Annotated in this window: 16 protein-coding genes; 12 read left to right on the top strand and 4 right to left on the bottom strand. The window is 75.9% G+C overall.

The window, feature by feature from the left end; all coding sequences use genetic code 11:
- Positions 1 to 38 precede the first annotated feature (38 nt).
- The 3 genes from ACFEMC_RS15205 to ACFEMC_RS15195 are packed head-to-tail and all read left to right on the top strand — an operon-like array spanning position 39 to position 3,462.
- Positions 39 to 932: an SDR family oxidoreductase gene (locus ACFEMC_RS15205; protein WP_380170412.1), complete on the top strand. Its 894-nt coding sequence runs from the start codon at positions 39 to 41 to the stop codon at positions 930 to 932.
- Positions 929 to 2,557, top strand: a complete 1,629-nt coding sequence (locus ACFEMC_RS15200) for a RecQ family ATP-dependent DNA helicase (RefSeq protein WP_380170411.1) — start codon at positions 929 to 931, stop codon at positions 2,555 to 2,557. The genes ACFEMC_RS15205 and ACFEMC_RS15200 overlap by 4 nt, the downstream gene beginning before the upstream one ends.
- Positions 2,554 to 3,462, top strand: a complete 909-nt coding sequence (locus ACFEMC_RS15195; protein WP_380170410.1) for a polysaccharide pyruvyl transferase family protein — start codon at positions 2,554 to 2,556, stop codon at positions 3,460 to 3,462. Before ACFEMC_RS15200 ends, ACFEMC_RS15195 begins: the two co-directional genes overlap by 4 nt.
- 18 nt (positions 3,463 to 3,480) lie before the next feature.
- Here the strand turns inward: ACFEMC_RS15195 and ACFEMC_RS15190 are convergent, their stop codons facing one another.
- The gene (locus tag ACFEMC_RS15190) at positions 3,481 to 5,622 is read right to left on the bottom strand and encodes a putative bifunctional diguanylate cyclase/phosphodiesterase (protein WP_380170409.1); all 2,142 of its coding nucleotides are present in this window, start codon (positions 5,620 to 5,622) and stop codon (positions 3,481 to 3,483) included.
- Between the two features lie 118 nt (positions 5,623 to 5,740).
- Between ACFEMC_RS15190 and ACFEMC_RS15185 the strand changes: the two genes are divergently transcribed.
- Positions 5,741 to 6,073, top strand: coding sequence for a hypothetical protein (locus ACFEMC_RS15185; protein WP_380170408.1), 333 nt, complete (start codon positions 5,741 to 5,743; stop codon positions 6,071 to 6,073).
- Positions 6,074 to 6,230: 157 nt separating this feature from the next.
- Here ACFEMC_RS15185 and ACFEMC_RS15180 read toward each other — a convergent pair whose 3' ends face one another.
- Entirely contained in the window at positions 6,231 to 6,611 is a 381-nt protein-coding gene (locus ACFEMC_RS15180) for a response regulator transcription factor (RefSeq protein ID WP_380170407.1), read from the bottom strand.
- Positions 6,612 to 6,707: 96 nt separating this feature from the next.
- Here ACFEMC_RS15180 and ACFEMC_RS15175 point away from each other — a divergent pair, with 96 nt between their 5' ends.
- Positions 6,708 to 7,808, top strand: coding sequence for a LacI family DNA-binding transcriptional regulator (locus tag ACFEMC_RS15175; RefSeq protein ID WP_380170406.1), 1,101 nt, complete (start codon positions 6,708 to 6,710; stop codon positions 7,806 to 7,808).
- On the opposite strand, the gene ACFEMC_RS15170 is transcribed toward ACFEMC_RS15175, so the two are convergent.
- A complete protein-coding gene (locus tag ACFEMC_RS15170; RefSeq protein WP_380170405.1) occupies positions 7,748 to 8,476 on the bottom strand; it encodes an endo alpha-1,4 polygalactosaminidase in 729 nt (242 codons plus the stop codon). The genes ACFEMC_RS15175 and ACFEMC_RS15170 overlap by 61 nt on opposite strands.
- A 210-nt stretch (positions 8,477 to 8,686) precedes the next feature.
- Between ACFEMC_RS15170 and ACFEMC_RS15165 the strand changes: the two genes are divergently transcribed.
- On the top strand, positions 8,687 to 9,820 hold the full coding sequence (locus ACFEMC_RS15165) for a hypothetical protein (RefSeq protein WP_380170404.1): 1,134 nt from the start codon (positions 8,687 to 8,689) through the stop codon (positions 9,818 to 9,820).
- On the opposite strand, the gene ACFEMC_RS15160 is transcribed toward ACFEMC_RS15165, so the two are convergent.
- The gene (locus tag ACFEMC_RS15160) at positions 9,817 to 10,620 is read right to left on the bottom strand and encodes a helix-turn-helix domain-containing protein (RefSeq protein WP_380170403.1); all 804 of its coding nucleotides are present in this window, start codon (positions 10,618 to 10,620) and stop codon (positions 9,817 to 9,819) included. The genes ACFEMC_RS15165 and ACFEMC_RS15160 overlap by 4 nt on opposite strands.
- A gap of 60 nt (positions 10,621 to 10,680) precedes the next feature.
- Here ACFEMC_RS15160 and ACFEMC_RS15155 point away from each other — a divergent pair, with 60 nt between their 5' ends.
- Genes ACFEMC_RS15155 through ACFEMC_RS15130 form a run of 6 tightly spaced genes read left to right on the top strand, consistent with a single transcriptional unit; the run spans position 10,681 to position 14,247 of the window.
- Positions 10,681 to 11,160 carry a VOC family protein gene (locus tag ACFEMC_RS15155; RefSeq protein WP_380170402.1) on the top strand — a complete coding sequence of 160 codons (480 nt, stop codon included), beginning with the start codon at positions 10,681 to 10,683 and terminating at the stop codon, positions 11,158 to 11,160.
- Positions 11,161 to 11,212: 52 nt separating this feature from the next.
- Positions 11,213 to 11,446, top strand: a complete 234-nt coding sequence (locus tag ACFEMC_RS15150; RefSeq protein ID WP_380170401.1) for a hypothetical protein — start codon at positions 11,213 to 11,215, stop codon at positions 11,444 to 11,446.
- Entirely contained in the window at positions 11,446 to 12,366 is a 921-nt protein-coding gene (locus tag ACFEMC_RS15145) for an FAD:protein FMN transferase (protein ID WP_380170400.1), read from the top strand. The genes ACFEMC_RS15150 and ACFEMC_RS15145 overlap by 1 nt, the downstream gene beginning before the upstream one ends.
- Entirely contained in the window at positions 12,363 to 12,941 is a 579-nt protein-coding gene (locus ACFEMC_RS15140; protein WP_380170399.1) for a ferric reductase-like transmembrane domain-containing protein, read from the top strand. Before ACFEMC_RS15145 ends, ACFEMC_RS15140 begins: the two co-directional genes overlap by 4 nt.
- On the top strand, positions 12,938 to 14,029 hold the full coding sequence (locus ACFEMC_RS15135; protein ID WP_380170398.1) for an NADH-ubiquinone oxidoreductase-F iron-sulfur binding region domain-containing protein: 1,092 nt from the start codon (positions 12,938 to 12,940) through the stop codon (positions 14,027 to 14,029). The genes ACFEMC_RS15140 and ACFEMC_RS15135 overlap by 4 nt, the downstream gene beginning before the upstream one ends.
- Positions 14,026 to 14,247 carry a ferredoxin gene (locus tag ACFEMC_RS15130; protein ID WP_380170397.1) on the top strand — a complete coding sequence of 74 codons (222 nt, stop codon included), beginning with the start codon at positions 14,026 to 14,028 and terminating at the stop codon, positions 14,245 to 14,247. Before ACFEMC_RS15135 ends, ACFEMC_RS15130 begins: the two co-directional genes overlap by 4 nt.
- Positions 14,248 to 14,253: the final 6 nt, after the last annotated feature.

Here is a 14,253-nt window from a genome sequence, read left to right as displayed (position 1 = left end):
CGCGCGCGGCCCCCGCGGACGCTGCTTACGGTGAGGTCGTGACCGACCAGTTCACCTTCAGCAACCCCGTCACCCGGTACCACCAGGGAGGTTTCGACCCCCAGCCGCAGGACGGGCCGGGCCTGGCCTCGGAGCTCTCGCCCCGCCCCGACCACGGCGAGTCCACCTACCGCGGCACCGGCCGCCTCACCGGCCGCAAGGCCCTCGTCACGGGCGCCGACTCCGGCATCGGCCGGGCCGCCGCCATCGCCGTCGCCCGCGAGGGTGCCGACGTCGTGCTCTCGTACCTGCCCGAGGAGGAGTCCGACGCCCGGGAGGTCGCCGACCTCGTCGAGCAGGCCGGCCGGAAGGCCGTCCTGGCTCCGGGGGACCTCACCGACGAGCAGTTCACGCGGTCCCTCGTCGCGACGGCCGTGCGCGAGCTCGGCGGTCTGGACCTGCTGGCCGTCGTGGCCGGCAAGCAGCAGCACGCCGAGGACGTCGCCGACATCACGTCCGAGCAGTTCGACGAGACGATGCGCACCAACGTGCACTCGCTGTTCTGGCTCGTGCAGGAGGCCGTCCCGCACCTGCCGCCGGGCTCCACGATCGTGACGACGTCCTCGATCCAGGGCTACCAGCCCTCGCCGAACCTCGTCGACTACGCCACGACCAAGTCCGCGATCATCGCCATGTCGCAGGCACTGGCCCAGCAGCTCGCGCCGAAGGGGATCCGGGTCAACGTCGTCGCCCCGGGGCCCGTGTGGACGCCGCTGCAGGTCGCCGGCGGTCAGCCCGACGACGCGATGCCGGAGTTCGGCACCTCGACGCCGCTGGGTCGCGCCGGCCAGCCGGCCGAGCTCGCCCCGGCGTACGTGTTCCTCTCCTCGGCGGAGTCGAGCTACGTGGTGGGCGAGGTCCTCAACGTCAACGGCGGCATGCCCACGCCATGACCGGGCACGCGGGGGGTGCGGCCGACCTGCTCCGCACGGCGCAGGAGGTGTTCGGGTACGAGTCGTTGCGCCCGGGCCAGGAAGAGGCCATGCGTGCCGTCCTGGCCGGCCGCGACGTCCTCGCGGTGATGCCGACCGGGGCGGGGAAGTCGGCTGTTTACCAGGTACCCGCGCTGCTGCTGGAGGGACCGGTCGTCGTGGTCTCCCCGCTCATCGCGCTGCAGCGCGACCAGGTCGACGCCATCGTGGGCGGCGGTTCCGGCCGCGGCGGCGCCGTGATGCTGAACTCCGCGATGACGGCGTCGGCGTGGGAGGAGGCGCGCGAGGAACTGCGGTCCGGGGCCGCGCGGTTCGTGTTCCTCGCCCCCGAGCAGCTCGCCCGCGACGAGGTGCTCGCCGAACTGGCCGACCTGGAACCCCGGTTGCTCGTCGTCGACGAGGCGCACTGCGTGAGTTCCTGGGGCCACGACTTCCGCCCGCAGTACCTGCGGCTCGGTTCCGCCCGGGCCAAGCTGGGCCGGCCGCCCGTCGTCGCGCTCACCGCCACGGCGAGCCCGCAGGTGCGCTCGGAGGTGCTGGTCCAGCTCGACGCGCCGGACGCCCTCGTCCTCGTGGAGGGTTTCGACCGCCCCGAGATCGACCTGCGGGTGCGGCACTGCACGGACGCGGCGACCCAGCGGCAAGGTGTCCTCGACGCCGTCGCCGCGGCCGGCGGTCCCGTCCTGGTCTACGTGGCCACGCGCGCGGACGCCGAGGAGATCGCGGCGCAGGTCCCGGGGGCGGACTTCTACCACGCGGGCCGCAAGCGCGCCGAACGCGAGGACGTCCAGCGGCGGTTCGTCGAGGGCGACCTCGACGTCGTCGTCGCCACGACGGCGTTCGGCATGGGCATCGACAAACCCGACGTACGGGCCGTCGTGCACGCCACCGTGCCGGACTCGCCGGACAGCTACTACCAGGAGATCGGGCGGGCGGCCCGCGACGGCGACCCCGCCGTCGCGACGTTGTTCTACCGGCCCGAGGACCTGGGCCTGCGGACGTTCTTCGCCTCAGGGGTGGCCAAGGTCGAACCCCTGCGGGAGACGGCCGCCGCTCTGCGGGCCCACGACGGTCCCGTCGACCCGGCGCAGTTCCGGCGCGACCTCGGCGTCACCGCCACGCGGCTGGCCGGGATGCTGAACCTGCTGGCGGAGGTCGGGGCCCTGGCCGAGGACCCGGAGGGCAACCTCGTCGTCCCGGCGGACGCGCCGCGTCCCGGGCCGGCGGCGGAGGCCGCCGTCGAGGTCTCCCTGCAGCAGCGCAGCGTCGAGCGGTCCCGGTTGGAGATGATGCGGTCGCTCTGCGAGACGACGGCCTGCCGCCGGCAGTTCCTGCTCGGCTACTTCGGCGAGCAGCTCGACACCCCGTGCGGGAACTGCGACAGCTGCCGGGCGGGGACGGCGCACGACCGCGTCGCGACCGACGAGCCCTACGCCGTCGGCTCGACCGTCGAGCACCCCGAGTGGGGTTGCGGACAGGTCATGCACTACGAGGAGGACCGCGTCACCGTCCTGTTCTCCGAGGTCGGGTACCGCACGCTCGCCCTCGACGTCGTGGAGCGGAACGACCTGCTGGAGAGCGCGTGAGGGTGCTCCTCGCGGGGTGGTCGAGCGTGCTGCACGGGGAAGCGACCGCGGGGGACGAGCTGGCGACGCGGGCCGTCGAGGAGCACCTGCTGGCGGCGGGCCACGACGTCGTCAGCGTGTGGAGCCCGGCGATGTCCCTCGTCCGAGCGGGCCCGCGCGACCAGCGGTACGACGACGTCGATCCCCGCCGGGTCGACGTCGCCGTCTGGGTCTGCGGACCGCTGGCGGGGCAGCCCGTGCGCGAGTTCCACACCCGGTTCGCGCACTCGCGCCGGCTCGCCGTCGGGGTGAGCGTCCTCGACGCCTCCGACCCGGCCGTCGCCGGGTTCGACGCCGTCGTGCCCCGCGACGCCGCCGGGGTCGTCCCGCAGCGCGACCTCGCGGCCCGCCCGCCCGTGGAGCACGCCGCCGTCGTGGGGGTGTTCCTCACCCACGGCCAGGGCGAGTACGGCGACCGCCGCCGGCACGAGCAGGTGTCCGCCGGGCTCGCTACCTGGTTGGGCGGGCTGGACGCCGCGACGCTGGAGCTCGAGACCCGGCTCGACCCGCGCGACTGGCGGCTGCCGGCCCGCGCCGAGCACGTGGCGGCCGTCGTCGCCCGGCTGGACGTCGTCGTCTCGACGCGGTTGCACGGCCTCGTCCTGGCGCTGCGGGCGGGCGTGCCGTGCGTCGCCGTCGACCCCGTCGGGGGCGGGGGCAAGGTCAGCGCCCAGGCGCGGGCCTGGGGGTGGCCCGTCCTGCCGGCCGACGAGGTCAGCCCGGCGGCGCTGGACGAGCGGTTCGCCTGGTGCCGCTCGCGCACCGGCCGGGACGCCGCCCGCGCGGCGCGGGAGGTCGCCGCGACGGCCGGGGAGGCGCAGCTCGCGTCGCTGGACTCGGTGCTGGCACGCCGGACGGCAGGCTGATCCTGCCGGTCGCCCGGCTCAGAGGGCGGCGGGGACCCGCTCACGGGCCTGCAGCCAGCGCAGGAACTCGGCCGCCGGCACGGGGCGGCTGTGCAGGTACCCCTGGGACTCGTCGCAGCCGAGCTCGTGCAGCAGGTCCAGCGTCGCGGGGTCCTCCACACCCTCGGCGACCACGCGCAGGCCGAGGTGGTGGGCCAGCTCGACGGTCCCGGCCACGATGGCGGCGATCCGCTCGTCGGCCAGGGCGCGCGAGGTGAACGTGCGGTCGATCTTCAGCTCGTCGGCCGGCAGGTTCGCCAGGTAGGCCAGCGAGGAGTAGCCCGTCCCGAAGTCGTCGATGCTCAGGGAGAACCCGCGCGCGGTGATGTCCTGGCACGTCGCCAGCGCCCGGTCGGGGTCGTGCATGAGGGAGGTCTCGGTGACCTCGACGACGACGTGCGCGGGGTCGGCCCCGCTCGCGACGAGGTCGTCGAGCAGCGGCAGGAGCCCGGGGTCGGACAGGTGAGTGCTCGACAGGTTGAACGACAGGCGCAGGTCGTGCCCGGCCATCCGCCACTGCGTGAGGTCGGCCACGGCCCGGCGCGCGACGAGGGCGGTGAGCGCCGGCATGAGCCGCCGCTCCTCCAACACGTCCAGGAACGCACCGGGCGCGAGCATCCCCAGGCGCGGGTGCTGCCAGCGCACCAGCGCCTCCACCCCGACCACCCGGCCGGCATCGGCCCCGGCGGTCGCCGACACCTGCGGCTGGTAGTGCACCTCGAACTGCTCGGCGGCCTCGGGCCCGGCCTCCGGGCCGAGGGCCAGGTGCAGGTCGTCGGACAGGGCCAGCCGCTGCCGCCAGGCGCGGTCGGCGGCGTCGTCGTGGACGGCGACCCCGTGCCCCGAGGCCTTGGCGGCGTACATGGCGGCGTCGGCGCGGCGCAGCAGTTCGGTGCCGGACAACGGGTCCGTGCCCGTGGAGGTGGCGACGCCGACGCTCGCGCCGACCTCGATCGCGGCGAGCATCTCCTCGGCCCGCGACACCGCGTCGTCGGTGCCGCACCCGGGCAGGATGGCGGCGAACTCGTCCCCGCCGAGGCGGGCGAGGACCGCGCCGGGGGGCAGGGCGGACTCCAGCCGGACGGCGGTGGCGGCCAGCAGTTCGTCGCCGACGGCGTGCCCGTGCTGGTCGTTGACCTCCTTGAACCGGTCGAGGTCCAGCAGGAGCACGCCGAACCCCTCGCCCGTGCGGGACTGCAGCCCGAGGCGGCGGAGGAACTCGCGGCGGTTGGCCAGCCCCGTCAGGTCGTCGGTCCCGGCCTGGCGCAGCGCGCGGTCGTGGTCGGCGAGGTCGCGCACGAGCCGGACGAGGCGGACGGAGGACCCGGCGATGGCCACCGTGCCGAAACCCAGCGCCCAGTGGGTGGGGGCGACGTGCAGCCCGGCGCCCGCGACGGCGGCCAGGCCCAGCACCAGCCCGACGGAACTGGCGACGGGCACCGCGACGGCGGAGGGGTGCTCGCGCACGATCTGCTTGGGCCGCAGCAGCGACAGCGCGCCGTAGGTCGCGGCGAGCACGACCCACGAGGCCCAGGCGGCCACGACGACGTCCGTGCGCGGTCCGAGGAAGACGTAGAGCAACTGGGTGCTGAGCACGAGGAGCACCGCGAGCCCCACCGCCCGGGCGCGGCCGCGGATCGCGCGGGGCATCCGCCACGCCGCGACGACGAGCGCCCCGAGCAGGACCCCGAAGGAGCACACGTGCAGCCACCGCAGCTGGACGGCCAGCCCGGCCACGCCGTCGGGGACCTCGACGACGACGTTGACGACGCCGGTCAGGCCGAGGATGCAGCTCACCCCGACGAGCCAGTCCACGCGGCCCGCGGGCCGGGACTTCTCCCGCAGCTGCATCCAGAGCGCGACGCCCCGGTAGAGGTGGAAGCTCGCCACCGTGCTGGCCAGCCGGAGGGGCAGCGCCAGCCACAGGCCGCTGCTGCCGACGCGGCTGCCGCCGACCACGACGACGGTCTCCAGGGTGCTGGCGCCGGTCAGCAGCGCGAAGGCCGTGACGTAGTGCCGCCAGGTGGCGCGGGCCGTCGTCTCGCGGCGCATCCGTCGCACGAGCAGCACGAGGGCGCCGGCGACGGCGAGCGTGCGCAGCACGATGAGCACGGACAGCATGCGACGCTCCTTCCGGGGGCGTGGGGCTCTCGTCCTGTCCTCGGCGTCCGGGGCGTCCCTCGTGATCGCCCGAACGGGTCGGCGTGCGGGAACGGGACTCGTCCAGCACGCTTCCGGGGTGAACGAGCACGAGCAGGGACACGCAGTGGCCGACGGCGAGGAGGTGGGTGCCTGGGGTGGCACCGGGTACGTGCGCAGGGAACCGGACCCCGTGGTGGTGCGCTGGTGGCAGGCGCTACCGGAGGGGACGCGGGCCGAGCTGGCCGCGCTGCGGCCGGGGCAGGTCCTGCCGCGGGAGGCGGCCCGGGCGCTGCACGAGATCGGGGTGGTGTCCCCGGAGGTGGTGGTGACCGAGGACGGTCGCCGGGTCCGCCGAGGGATCGCCTCGCGGGACGTCGTCTCGACGGTCCTGCTGGCGCGACTGAACCACTCGGAGCGACGGCTCGTCTGAGCCAGCCGCCGCGGCACGGAGCGCCCCCGGACCCTGGGACCCGTGTCGTGGGCGCACCCCCGATAGCCTGCCGACGTGTCTAGTGCCCACCTGTCTAGAGCGGCTGGGAAAGATCATGAAAGGCATTCGCGGCCGGTTTCGCCGACGGACGCCGAAATCACAGCAAACCGTCGCGGCGGGCGTGCTCCACGGCCGCCCGCGTGCTCGAGACGCCGTACTTCCGCCGGGCCCCGACGAGGTGCTGGCTCACCGTGTTGACCGCCACCCCGAGCACGGCGGCGGTCTCCGCGGCCGTCAGGCCCGTGCCGACCAGTCGCAGTGCCTGCTCCTCGCGCGGCGTCAGACGCACTGCGCGGGAACCGGTTGCGTCGTCGAGCACGTCCGGCCGGCGGCCGGTGAGGCGGTCGAACGCCTCCTCGGTGAGGCAGACCAGGGGAGTGTCGTCGACGACGAGCCGCACCACGCCCTCGACCTTGGCTCGGGTGGCCAGGTCGGCGAACCCCACCGCACCGTGTCCGTGCTCGTCGTGCGAGTCCATCGCGCAATCGCTCCTGCTTCGGCCTGACCGTCGTCGGACGTTATCTTTGTGGGCGCTAACAGGCAAACCCTCCCAGGTCAGGCGGCGTGAATGGGCGTGAATCCGCACCGCGTCCACCGGGCGGCGAGCATGGCCGACGTCGCGCGCCGCGCGGGGGTCTCCGCCCAGACGGTCTCCCGCGTCGTCAACGACCGTCCCCACGTCGACGCCGCCACCCGCGCACGCGTCCTGGAGGCGCTCGAGGCGCTGGGCTACCGGCGCAACCCGGCCGCCGTCTCCCTGGCGACCGGCAGCTACCGCACCATCGGCGTCGTCGCCTCGACCCTCACGGCCCACGGGCCCGTCCTCGCCCTCGACGGCATGACCGAGGAGGTCGCCCGGCAGGGCTACTCCCTGGCGCTGTGCCCGCTGCGCGCCCCCACGGTGGCGGCCGTGTCCGAGGCCGTGGCCTCGCTCGTGGGCTCCGGCGTCGACGCGGTCGTCCTCGGGGTCGAGACGGAACTCATGCAGGCGATGCCCCGGCCCCTGGTGCCGGGGCTGCCCGTCGTCGTCATGGACGGCGAGGGGTCCGCCGAGGAGCCCGCCGCCGACAGCGACCCCGCGCCCGGACTGCTCGCCGCCATGACCCACCTCACCGACCTCGGGCACCGGCAGCTGCGCCACCTCGCAGGGCCCTCCGACAGCGCCGCCGCCCGGCGGCGCCGGGAGCTGTGGAGCACGTTCCTCACCGAGCGCGGCCTCGACGTCGTCGAACCGCTCACCACCGACTGGAGCGCCGCCTCCGGATTCTCCGCGGGCGCCGCCCTGCTGCGCACCGACCCGGACGTCACGGCCGTCGTCGCGGCCAACGACCAGGTCGCGCTCGGCTTCGTGCGGGCGTGCGCCGACGCCGGGGTCAGGGTGCCCGACGACGTCAGCGTCGTGGGTTTCGACGACGTCGAGTACGCCGACGTCGCCGTGCCCCGGCTCAGCACGGTGCGCCACGACCTGCGCGAGATCGGTCGCCGGGCCGTGCGCCAGCTCCTGCACGACCTCGGGGTGCTGCCCGAGGCGCCGGACTGGCCCGTGCCCAGCGAGTTCGTCCTGCGGGAGAGCACCGCCCCGCCGCGGTCCCCGGTCGTGCTCCCGCGTCCGGGTCAGCAGTGGTCGAACTCGTACCCCGGCACGCCGCGGGGCAACAGCTCGCGGTCGCGGTAGACCACCGACACCTCGCCCCCGCGCGCCGCGCACGCCTCCTCGAACGGTTCCCGGCCGTCGTCGGCGTACTCCACCTCCAGGACGCGGTCGCCGTGGACGTCCGTGTAGTCGCCGCACTCGGCGTACACCTGGCAGCTCTCCGCGACGGCGAAGTCGAAACCCGCCGCCCGGGCCTGCTCGGCCGTCGTCCCGGCCGCGTTCTTCTGCGCGTAGGCCAGGCCCCGCGCGTGCGCCCGCGCCGACAGCAGCGCCGAGTACGCGTAGGCGTCCGCCATCGTCAGGACACCGTCGCTGCGGGTCGCGGAGTCGAGGTTGTCGGCCTCGACCGCCTGGAACCCGGCGTCCGCGCAGCCGTCGATCCACGCCCCCACGACCTCGGCCAGGGCCGCGCGCTTGTCCGGGGTCGTCGTGTCGAGGAGGAACTCCCCGGGCCAGCCCGGGTCCTGCACGACGTCGCCGTCCACGCGCAGCAGCAGGTCCGGGTGGTCGCGCAGCCACTCGCCGGTCTCCTGCGGCTGGGTCTGGAACGCGTTGACGTAGCAGACCGAGTACAGCCCCGCAGCCGGCTCCGCCGTCCGGTCGCGCACGACGACGCGGACGTCGTCGGCCGGCTCGTACGCCCCGCCGAGCTGGTAGTCGGCCACCGCACCCGCCGGGGGCGGGACCACCCTCGGGCTCGCCGATGTGTTGGCCGGGGAGCTCGACGGGGAGCTCGCCGGGGAGCTCGACGGGGAGCTCCTCGGGGGGACGTCGGTGGGTGCGGCGCCCGAGCACGAGGTCAGGCAGGACGTCAGGAGGAGCAGGGCCCCGGCCGGCCACCTCGCGCGCACCACACCATCCTGCCCGCCTCGCCCCTCCGCCCGTCTACGCTCAGGACGGTGCCGAAGAAGAAGAAGCCCCGTGGCCACCCCGCGCGTCACCCCGCGGCCGGGAACCAGCTCTCCCCGCTGCGGGCCGGCGGACGCGTCCTGGGCGACCTGCAGGTGCCGTTCCGGCGGTTCCTCGAGGCCGAGCGCGCCGAGGACGCCGAGGCGGATGCGGGGGAGCTCTCCCTGGAGCTGCCGGTGGAGGACGTCGAAGCCCGGCTCATGGAGTCGCTCGGCTGGCTCGTCCTGAGCCTGGAGTCCGACCTCGTCCCGGCCGCCGCCCGTCGCTTCGACCCCGCCGACCTCTCCGAGCTGTTCACCGAGATCGTCCCGGCCGTCGCCGAGCACAACGACCTCGACCCGCAGGAACTCGTCGACGAGACCCGCCTCGCGTGGACGTCGTACCTGATGTTCCTCGGCGAGTCCGAGCAGTGGGCCGGTGAACCCGAGGAGCTCGCCGACTGCCTCGACGTGGCCTCCGGCGGCGTCGCCGGTGCGGTCGCGGGCCAGGGCAGCGTCCTGGACGCGCTCACGGCCGCCGAGGCGGCGGTGCCGCTGACCGACCGGCTCGAGGACCTGCGCTCCCTCGACGTGGTCGCCGCGTTCCTCGCGGCGGTCGACGAGCTGGCCGCCGGGGTGGACCTGGCCGGGTCGGAACTGCCCGAGAGCCCCGTCGTGGAGGTGCTGCGCTCCCGCCTGGCGGACGTGCCGGAGGTCGACCCCGTCGCCCTCCTGCTCGACCTGCTCGCCGACGGGGTGCTCGTCGTGCAGGACGGCCGGGCGAGCCTGCCGGACGCGGAGGACCCCGACCGGCGCTACCAGCTGGCCACCTTCTTCCTGGCCTCGCTCGTCACCGGGGTGCTGGCCGACTGTCCCTCGCCGGCCGCGATCGTCGCGGCCCTGTCCGTCGTCACCAGCGCTGTCCTGCAACCGATGACGGCCGGGGAGCTCCGCGGCTACCTCGAGGAGAGCGAGGAGGGGGACGAGGCGCCGGCGGCGCTCGCCGTCGTCCGTCGCCTGGTCGACCTCGGGGTCCTGTCCCCGGTCGAACCCTGGACGGCCCGCCCCGGTACCGCCGGTGCCGTGCTCGATGTCGTCGACGGGTTCTTCCGGTCCGAGAGCGAGCAGGAGCCGGCGCAGGACTAGTCCTGGCGCGTCGCCCGCCGGTACTCGCTGGGCGCGGTGCCGAGGACGCGGCGGAACTCCCGCGTCAGGTGCCCGTGGTCGGCGTACCCCAGGTCGGCGGCGATCCCGGCCAGGTCCGCGCCCGGGTCGCAGCGGACGCGTTCGGCGGCCTCCTGCAGCCGGCGCCGACGCACGACGGCGGCCGGCGGCAGCCCGACGAACCGCTGCGCCAGCCGTTGCAGCGTGCGCGGTGACCGGGCCAGCCGCGCGGCCGCGTCCTCGACGCGGACGAGCGCGGGGTCGGCCTCGACGAGGGCGACGAAGGCGTTGGCCGCCAGGGCGTCCTCGTCGACCGGGCCCACCCGCTCGGCGACGAACGCCGCGAGGACCTCGACGGCCCGCTCGAGGCGGTCGGGTCCCGCCGCGGTCATCGCGGCGGTCACGTCCCGCACGAGGCCGGGTTCGTCGAGGCGGCGGTAGCGGTCGCGGTCGGCTGCCGGGTCGGCGCTGAAGGCCGGGACGGCCGCGGGCTGCAGCAGCGCCCCGACGGCCCACCCGCGGCCGGTGAGGTCCTGGTGCGAGGCGCGGGTCGTCGGGCCGGCGAAACCGACGAAACCCCCCTCGCGCGATTCGACGACGAGGTTGCAGCCCGGGTAGCCCACGACGTGCTGGCGTGAGGTGCGGCCCGGGTCCACGTCCCACTCGGGGACCCAGAACCAGCGCACGAGGTCCGCGACCGCGGCCCGGGCGGGCAGTCGCGTGAACGTCGGCAGGCGGGCCGGGTGCAGGATCCCCCGGGTGGGGTGCGCGGGCAGGCTCACCGGCCCATCGTGGCGCGCACGTCCAAGCGCGGGGGCCGGTCGGGGCGCCAGGCTCGTCCCATGACGACCGGACAGCACACGACCGACGGTGTCCCGCACGGGATGACGACCCTGACCCCCTTCCTCGCGGTGCCCCGCGCCCGGGAGGCCATCGCCTTCTACCGCGACGTCTTCGGCGCCCGCGTCGTCGACGTCACCGAGGTGGGAGGCGTCGTCGTGCACGCCGAGCTCGACCTCGGCCACGGGCACCTGCAGCTGGGGGAGCCGAACGCCGAGTACCACCTCGTCCCCGCGCCGGCGGGGGAGGACGACTGCTTCTCCCTCGGCCTGTACTGCGCCGACGCGGACGCCGTCGTGGCCCGTGCGGAGGCGGCCGGCGCGACCGTGCGCGAACCCCTCACCGACTTCGTCTCCGGTGACCGCTTCGCGAGCATCCGCGACCCGTTCGGCGTGCGGTGGTCGGTGATGACCCGGACGCAGGACCTGTCCGAGGAGGAGAGCGCCCGCCGCGTGCGGGAGTGGGCCGCCTCGCTGGGCTGATCCACAGCCGCCTCCTGGGGCGGGGAGAGCCGCGCAGCGCACGCTCGCTGGCATGGGAACGACACGGGCGCGGTGGATCACCGCAGGGGTGGTGGCGGGCGGGGTCCTGGCCACCGCGGGCGCGACGGCGGCCTTCGCCACCGGCGGCACCGACAGCGGCGCGGACACCTCGACGACCAGCACGACCAGCACGACGACGGACCAGGGGTCCTCGACCTGGGCGCCGGACTCGTCCGGGACGTCGGCCGGATCGGGGTCCGGCTCGGCGACCTCGGGCGGTTCGTGATGCCGCTCACCGAGGCGCTCCCCGTCACCGACGCCGTCGCGCAGTGGGACGTCTGGGGCACCACGGCGCGCATCGTCCTCGACGACCCGGCGGCCCTGCCCGCCGCCCGCGGTCTCGTCGTCTCGCAGCTGCGGCTCGTCGACGACGCCTGCAACCGGTTCCGTCCCGACAGCGAACTCGCCGGGCTGCCCGTGGGGCGGTGGGCGCAGGTGTCCCCGACGCTCGCCGACCTGCTCACCGAGGCCCTGCGCGCGGCCCGGCGCACCGACGGCGACGTCGACCCCACCCTCGGCGACGCGATGTGCGCCCTGGGCTACGACCGGCCCCTCGCGCAGTTCGCGGTCGCGGGGACCGCCGGGCCGGTCGAGGTGCGCGTGGTGACGCGGGGACGGCGGGACTGGCGGGAGGTCGAGCTGGTCGGGAGCCGGGTGCGCGTCCCCCCGGGCGTCCACCTCGACCTCGGGGCCACCGCCAAGGCCGTCGCCGCCGACCGCGCCGCCCGCCTCGTCGCCGACCGCCTCGGGACGCCGGTGCTCGTCGCGCTGGGCGGGGACGTCGCCACCGCCGGGCCGGACCGGCGGTGGGAGGTGCTCGTCAGCGACGGTCCGGGCGAACCCGCCCAGGTCGTCGCACTCCCCGCCGGGGGTGCGCTGGCGACGTCCGGCACCCGGTCGCGCCGCTGGCGCTGCGGCACCCGCGAGGTGCACCACGTCCTCGACCCGCGCACCCTCCTGCCCGCGGACCCGGTGTGGCGCACGGTCTCCGTCGCCGCGGGCAGCTGCGTGGAGGCGAACACGGCGAGCACGGCGGCCCTCGTGCGGGGCCGCGCGGCGCTCGGCTGGTTCGCCGCTGCCGGGGTCAGCGCCCGGTGCGTGGCCGCGGACGGGACCGTCCTGCGGACGGGACGGTGGCCGGCGTGACCTCCGAACTGCTCTGGGCGCTGTCCCGCGCCAGCGGACTGGTCCTGCTGCCGCTGTTCACGCTCGTCGTCGTGCTCGGGGTGCTCACCCACGGCGGCCGGCGGCTGGGCCGCTCGCCGCGGTGGGTCACCCCGCTCGTGCACCGCTCGCTGGCCCTGGCCGCGCTCGGGTTCCTCGTCGTGCACGTCGGCAGCGTCGTGGCCGACGGGTACGTCGACGTCTCCCTCCTCGACGTCGTCGTCCCCTTCGCCTCCGGCTACCGCCCGTTCTGGACCGGCCTGGGCACCGTCGCGGTGCTGCTCCTCGTCGCGGTCGTCGCCACCAGCCTCGCCCGCGTCCGGCTCGGCCGGCGGGTGTGGCGGGCCGTGCACGCCCTCGCCTGGCCGTTCCTGGCCGTCAGCCTCGCCCACGCGCTGGGCGTCGGCTCCGACACCCGCACCCCGTGGGGGCTGGCGCTGTCCGCCGCCTGCGTCGTCGCCGTCCTCACGGCGCTCGCGGTCGGCCGCCGCCGGGACCGCTGGCGTCCCGCCGACCCCGTCCGTCGTCCGTCCGTCCTGCAGGGGAGCTCTCGGTGATCCTCGACCCGTGCCACGACCGTCCTCGGCCCTCCGGGCGCCCGGACCTGCTGGACCTGCTGCACCGCAGCGGGTTGCGCGGCCGCGGCGGCGCCGCCCGGCCCGTCGCGGCCGAACTCGCCCGCGTCCGGGATGCAGGGGCCGGCGGGGTCGTGGTCGTCAACGGCGTCGAGGGGGAGCCGCTGTCCCGCAAGGACGTCACGCTGCTCACGACCGTCCCGCACCTCGTCCTCGACGGCGCCGTCGCAGCGGCCGCCGCCGTCGGCGCGACCGACGTGGTGGTCTGCGCGGCGGCCGGCCCGGGGCTGGAGTCCGTGCGCCGGGCGGCGCGGGAACGCCCCGACGCGGTCCACGTGGCGCTGCACGTCGCCGAGGCCGCGCCGGGCTTCGTCGCCGGGCAGGAGTCGGCCGTGGTCGCCCACCTCGACGGGTACGCCGCCCGGCCGCGGGGGACGGGAGTCCCGTTGTGGCGCAACGGTCTGGCGGGCCGGCCGACCGTGGTGAAGAACGTCGAGACCCTCGCCCGCGTCGGCCTGCTGGCCCGCGACGGCGAGCTGCCCGACACCGTCCTGCTCACGCTCGCCACCACGGCCGGGCCCCGGGTCCGGGAGGTGCCGGCGGGCACCGGACTGGACGACCTGCTCGACCGCGAGGGCGTCGACGGGTCCGCCGGCGCCCTGCTCGGGGGGTACCACGGCGTGTGGGCCGCGCCCGGCGAGCCCGTCGCGCTCACGGTGGGCACCGTGCGCGCGGGGGTCGTCCGGCCCCTGCTGCAGGGGGAGTGCCCGCTGGCCGTCACGGCGACCGTCGTCGGGCACCTCGCCGCGGCGTCCGTCCGGCAGTGCGGTCCGTGCACGTTCGGGCTGCCGCGCCTGCACCACCTCACGACCGCCCTGGCCGCCGGCCGGCTCGACACCGACGGGCTGCACGAGCTGCAGCGGACGGTCGGCCTGCTCGTCGACCGCGGCGCGTGCCACCACCCCGACGCCTCGGCCCGCTCGGTCGCGAGCGTCCTGGTGGCCTTCCCCGGGGAGGTCGAGGCGCACCGGCGCGGGACCTGCCTCGCGGCCCGGGCGGTGGCGGTGTGAGCGAGCTGCGCATCGACTTCGCCGCCTGCGACGGGCACGGCGTCTGCACCGGGCTCCTGCCCGAGCTGCTCGTCGCCGACGACTGGGGGTTCCCCGCCGTGCGCGGCGGGGGCCGGCGCGCCGCCGTGCCGGAGGAGCTGCTGGCGCGGGCCCGCGACGCGGAACGGATGTGTCCCGTGCTCGCCCTCCGCGTTGCCGCCGCGGAGCGCGCTGGTTAGCGTCGC

This window comes from Kineococcus sp. DHX-1 (assembly GCF_042473625.1).
Taxonomy (GTDB): domain Bacteria; phylum Actinomycetota; class Actinomycetes; order Actinomycetales; family Kineococcaceae; genus Kineococcus.
Note: the sequence above shows the minus strand (reverse complement) of the source record. Positions and strands in the feature narration are given on the sequence as shown.